Below are 5607 nucleotides of genomic sequence, written 5' to 3' on the forward strand. Positions count from 1 at the left end.
TCTATTTTTTTAAGATATTAATATTAAAATTTGTTATTAATACATATGTAAAATACGTGCCAAAAAATTATACCGGATTATAAAAAAATGTTAAAATTAAGAAAAGATATCAAAATTTTCACCATCAAAACTGGCGAAAACCATAGTAGGATAGGAGTCCTGATGATAGATATTTCCGTCTTTATCAATGGCAATGGCACCTGCAAAACCGTCAATGGTTTTAAGTTCGTCAAAAGTTTTGGTAAAAGCCGCTTCAAGGCTCATTCCATCCGTTACACGGGTGACAATCTTTGTGGCAGTAGCATTGCTTACAATATCTTCTCCCACACCGGTACAGCTCACCGCACAGAATGCGTTGGCATAATTTCCGGCCACTGTGGCAGAATCTGAAATCCTTCCCGGGATCTCAAAGCCTTTTCCACCGGTAGAAGTGGCAACAGCCAGTTTTCCATCCTTATCAATGGCTACACAGCCTACAGTGCCTTTTCCTCCATTACCAAGCTTAGCTTCATATTCCTTTCTCCTTTGGGGAATTTCTGTTGAGAAATTTTCAAATCCGTGTTCAGTAGCATAATTTTTTGCTCCCTGTCCGCCTAAAACCCGGTCATCCTCACCAATAAGTTCTTTTGCTACAAAAATGGGGTTCTTTACATCCTGAATATTAATGACACCACTTAATTTCTGTGTTTCACCATTCATAATAGCCGCACTCATACGGATCACACCATCACTTTGGATCTGCGAGCCTATTCCGGCATTGTACAAAGGATCATCTTCCAGTAAAGAAACGGCATAGGCCACCGAATCAAAGGCCGAATGAGTCTGAAGATAATGGAATGCTTTCTCAGCAATTGCTTTTAAAGAGTTCTGTTTTGCCGTTTTTACTTCATGGCTTTGGTCACTTTCCGAGAAAAAGCCGCCGTGGATGATGATTTTCATAAAATAAGAGTTGGATGAATAATTTTACGAAGGTAATTTATAAATAAAAGATAAAAGATAAAAGATAAAAGATAAAAGATAAAAGATAAAAGATAAAAGATAAAAGATAAAAGATAAAGTCGTTAAACAACTATTATCGGTTTAAATATCCACACGGATATCAACATCAATAGAGATGGGCTTTAGCCCATCTGAAAAAAATCCATTCCATTGGCTTTAGCCAAAACTTATTTTATGGTCTGTTATAATTAAGGTAGTGAAACAAAAAAAACGGAACCTAAGTCCCGTTTGTATAGCTATATTTGTTGTTCTATTTATCCTGTGGAATGGGATTGAATTGTGAATTCTCAATCGTCAGAGTTTTAGTTGTAAGATCATAATGATCATTCATAGACATTACATGAACCGTTAAATTATCAATAGAGATCGGTTCTCCAAGATTGATATTGGTAAGGTTGGTATCTTTAATAAATCTTCCGTCAACTAAGATCACAAGCCCTGAACCTACAGCCGTCATCACATCATTATGAATGAAAAGCCCTGTATCTTCCCCAAGTCCGATTCCCAGAGTTCTTGGATTGTTCACGACAGCCTGGAAAAGACGCCCGATTCTGCCTCTTTGTACAAAGTGCGTGTCAATGATAACATTATCAATTAATCCTAATCCCTGTGTAGTTTTAATTTCTCCTTTTAATAGAGCCTCAGAGCTGCTTCCCTGGTAGATCATATTTTCAGAGGCGGCAGCAGCACCGGCTGAAGTTCCGGAGTAAATAAAATCCTGTTCCTGATATTTTAAGAGAATAGTGTCGTGAAACCTTGTCCCACCCAGAATAGATGTCAGCCTTAGCTGATCGCCACCGGTAAACATCATCACATCTGCAGCATTGGCTCTGGCTACCATAGCATCAGAATTAGCTTCTTCACGGTTATGGATATCAAGGATATTTACGTTTCTTGCACCTAGGAACTCGAATGCCTTTTTATATTCTGCACCTACGATCTGAGGAATTTGAGAGGCTGTTGTAACGATTTCAATAACAGAATCTTCCTTATGCTTTGATTCGTTGATGATCTTTCGCAAAATTCCACGCTCAAAAAAATTAAGATTCTTTTCAATATTCTGATCATAATCGGTTTCTGCAAAGCTGCCTTTATTTACAGCACCTCCGATAACTATTAATTTTCCTACAGGTTTAGTCATGGTACAAAATTAAAAAATAATTAACATGTTTGGCGAATTTCATGCCATCTTTAGTTGATTTTTAATGTTTTATAAATGTTAATGAAATTTAATTCTTTTTTAATAAATCTTCAAACTTGGTGTGGTTTTGTTTTTGGTTTTATATTATATTTGATTGTAAAATAAGTTATTATTAACTGTTAAAATGCCAATAGACTATGAAAATCGAAAAGATTCAGGCACTGCGAGGTCCTAATATCTGGAGTATCAGGAGAAAAAAGCTGATACAGATGAGGTTGGACCTTGAGGAAATGGAAAATTATCCTACCAATAAAATAGAAGGATTCAGGGAAAGAATTGAAAAATTAATCCCGTCACTGATTACCCACAGGTGTTCAGAAGGAGTGGAAGGTGGCTTTTTCCATAGGGTGGAAACAGGAACCTGGATGGGACATGTCATTGAGCATATCGCCTTGGAAATTCAAACCCTGGCGGGAATGGATGTTGGCTTTGGAAGAACACGGGAAACCAAAACTCCCGGAGTGTACAATGTAGTATTCAACTATCTTGAAGAAAATGTAGGAATTTATGCTGCTGAAGAAGCGGTAAAGATTGCAGAAGCTTTAATAGAAGGGAAAGATTATAATCTGAATGCCTGTATTCAGAAACTGAAAGAGATCAGAGAGCGTGTTCGTCTCGGTCCTTCTACTGGAAGTATTGTAGAAGAAGCCGTTTCCAGAAAAATACCATGGATAAGATTAGGAACAAATTCACTGGTACAGCTTGGATATGGCGTCAATCAACAGCGTTTCCAGGCCACGATTACCGGGAAAACAAGCTCTATTGCTGTAGATATTGCCTGCAATAAAGAATTAACCAAAAGAATGTTGCATGATGCAGCAATTCCTGTACCTATAGGAGATTTGGTAGTGGATGAGGAAGATCTGAATAATGTTATTAAAAAAATAGGCTATCCCATTGTACTAAAACCTCTGGATGGAAATCATGGAAAAGGATCTTCCATCAATGTCAATGATTGGGAAGCTGCTAAAATAGGATTAGAGCACGCCCAGAAATACTCCAGAAAAGTAATTGTTGAAAAATATATTACAGGATATGATTTCAGGGTATTGGTCATTGATAATAAGATGGTGGCCGCAGCAAGAAGGGTTCCTGCTCATGTCGTAGGAGACGGAGAGTTAAATATTCAGCAGCTTATTGATAAAGAAAATCAGGATCCCAGAAGAGGATATGGTCACGAGAATGTCCTTACCGAGATTGAAGTAGATAAAGACACTTTGGAATTGCTTGAAAAACTTCAATATACGTTGGAAACCATTCCGCAAAAAGGAGAAGTGGTTTACCTGAAATCTACGGCAAACCTTTCTACCGGAGGAACGTCTATAGATGTCACGGATATGGTACACCCGGAAAATATAACGATGGCGGAAAGGATCTCAAAGATTATCGGGCTGGATGTCTGTGGGATTGATATCATGGCAGAAAACCTAACACAACCTTTAAAAGAAAGTGGCGGAGCGATTATAGAAGTGAATGCTGCTCCGGGATTCAGAATGCACTTGGCACCAAGTGAAGGATTACCAAGAAACGTCGCTGCTCCGGTGGTAGATATGTTATATCCACAAGGAAAACCTTTTACTATTCCAATTATTGCCGTTACAGGAACAAATGGAAAAACCACCACAACAAGACTGATTTCCCATATTGTGAAAAGCAATGGCTACAGGGTCGGATTTACCACCTCAGATGGAATTTATATTCAGAATACGATGCTGTCTAAAGGGGATACTACCGGACCACTTTCGGCAGAGTTTATTTTAAAAGATCCTACCGTTGAATTTGCTGTTCTTGAAACGGCAAGAGGAGGAATTCTCCGTTCCGGATTAGGATTTTCACAATGTGATATCGGGGTTCTGACCAATATTGAGGAAGATCACCTGGGAATGAATGATATTCACAGTTTAAGAGACCTTACCAAGGTAAAGCGGGTTGTATTAGACAGTGTGAAGAAGACAGGCTGGAGTGTTCTGAATGCAGATAATGAATATTCCATGAAAATTGCGAAAGATCTTGACTCGAATGTAGCTATTTTCAGTATGGATGAGAATAATCCGCATATTGTAAAGTTTGCAAAAGAGGGAAGGATCACCTGTGTTTATGAAGAAGGTTTTGTAACCATTAAAAAAGGGGATTGGAAGATCAGAATCGGTAAAGCTAAAGATTTCCCGATTACGATGGACGGTAAAGCCAGATTTATGATCGAAAATGTATTGGCAGCCAGCTTGGCCAGTTATCTTTACGGCTTTGGAATTGAAGATATTTCCAATTCACTAAGAACTTTTATCCCAAGTGCTCAGCTTACTCCGGGAAGATTAAATGTCTTTAAGTTTAAAAGCTTTAAAGTATTGATTGACTTTGCCCACAACCCATCTGGATATGAAGCTATTGAAGATTATCTGAAAAATGTTGAGGCAACCAAGAAAATAGGAATTATTTCCGGCGTTGGAGATAGAAGAGACAATGATATCCGGGAGTGCGGAAAAATTGCGGGAAGAATGTTCGATCATATCATTATCCGAAATGAAAAACACCTTAGAGGGAGAACAGAAGAGGAGATCAACGGGTTGATTATCGAAGGAATGCAGTCTTCTGGAAAAGATGTCAGCTATGAGATTATCCCTAAAGAAATTGAAGCCTTAAAACATGCCATAGGAATGGCAGAAGAGGGAACATTCATCACAGCTTTAAGCGATGTGATTTCCAATGCTATTGATCTTGTTCAGGAATATCAGGCCAGAGAACTGCTGGAAGAAGATAAAAACCTGTAAAAATCTAACATTTGTAATAATTAAAATGGCTGTACTTTGTAGTGCAGCCGTTTTTTTGAATTCTGATTTTTTTATAATCTCTCGGAGATTTTGCGGATTAAGCAGATTAGTAAATTATATAATAAGAATCTGCGTTATCTGCAAAATCTGCGAGAGTCAGTATTTTTGATATGAAGCTATATCAGTGTTTATTTCGATAAAGTATCTCAGATTATTTAAATCTTCAGTAACAGCTTAGCTCGTTGAAGCGCTTCCTCCTGATCTTTAGAAAACTCCAGAAAGTACTGAGTCTGCCAGGCTTGTGTTTTCTGAGCCTGTTTGCTTTCTGCTTTATCCCAGGACGGATATACTCTTATTCCTCGTTTTCCTGTCTTTTTTCCATGAGACAAAACGCCTTTTTCTGCTAAAATCTGTTTTGGGAAAACAAATATCCCTGAAAGATCGTCTTTAAAAGCTGCAATGAGATAAAATCAATATCATCAGTACTATCAAAAGGAGCCGTTTCTCCTTTTTCATTTCTTTTCCAGAGGGTTACAAATTGTCCCGTTTTGGTAGGGGTTATTTTGGAAATCCGGAATTTCATCTTCAGTTCATTGACGGTGAAATTAAAACCTGAATATTCACTGCATTCTAAGTCTT

General features: G+C 37.9%; 3 protein-coding genes and 1 pseudogene. 1 reads left to right on the forward strand and 3 read right to left on the reverse strand.

From position 1 onward, the window contains the following. Positions 1-96: 96 nt before the first annotated feature. Both BBH99_RS08810 and BBH99_RS08815 read right to left on the reverse strand, forming a co-directional pair. Positions 97-939, reverse strand: coding sequence for an isoaspartyl peptidase/L-asparaginase (locus BBH99_RS08810; RefSeq protein WP_066694736.1), 843 nt, complete (start codon positions 937-939; stop codon positions 97-99). Positions 940-1249: 310 nt separating this feature from the next. After that, positions 1250-2140: a cyanophycinase gene (locus BBH99_RS08815; protein WP_066694737.1), complete on the reverse strand. Its 891-nt coding sequence runs from the start codon at positions 2138-2140 to the stop codon at positions 1250-1252. Positions 2141-2337: 197 nt separating this feature from the next. On the opposite strand from BBH99_RS08815, the gene cphA reads away from it, so the two are divergent. Further along, the gene (gene cphA, locus BBH99_RS08820; RefSeq protein ID WP_066694738.1) at positions 2338-4968 is read left to right on the forward strand and encodes a cyanophycin synthetase; all 2631 of its coding nucleotides are present in this window, start codon (positions 2338-2340) and stop codon (positions 4966-4968) included. A gap of 215 nt (positions 4969-5183) precedes the next feature. On the opposite strand, the pseudogene BBH99_RS22910 reads toward cphA, so the two are convergent. Then, positions 5184-5551: pseudogene (locus BBH99_RS22910) on the reverse strand (MepB family protein). Positions 5552-5607 lie beyond the last annotated feature (56 nt).

It is taken from the genome of Chryseobacterium contaminans (assembly GCF_001684955.1).
Classification (GTDB): domain Bacteria; phylum Bacteroidota; class Bacteroidia; order Flavobacteriales; family Weeksellaceae; genus Chryseobacterium; species Chryseobacterium contaminans.